1 pseudogene is annotated in these 229 nt (G+C 68.1%); it reads right to left on the bottom strand.

The window, feature by feature from the left end:
* Positions 1-117: pseudogene (hisG, locus tag R2R70_RS23715) on the bottom strand (ATP phosphoribosyltransferase); the annotation flags it as partial.
* Positions 118-229: the final 112 nt, after the last annotated feature.

A 229-nucleotide genomic window follows, 5' to 3' on the forward strand; every position in this document is an offset into this window, starting at 1 on the left:
CAGCTTGCGCGACGTTTCCGGATCCTCGGCCACCTGCACGCCGGCGGCGGCCAGCAGCGGCAGGGTTTCCTCGAAAATCCGGCCCTTCGACAGGGCGAGGGTCAGCGGCGCGGTCATGCTTGGCTCCCGGAGAGGCGGCGCACGTTCGCGCCGACGGCGGTCAGTTTGGATTCCATGCGGTCGTAGCCGCGGTCCAGGTGATAGATGCGGTCGACGAGCGTTTCGCCTT

It is taken from the genome of Cobetia sp. SIMBA_158 (genome assembly GCF_046566945.1).
In the GTDB taxonomy this organism is placed as follows: domain Bacteria; phylum Pseudomonadota; class Gammaproteobacteria; order Pseudomonadales; family Halomonadaceae; genus Cobetia; species Cobetia amphilecti.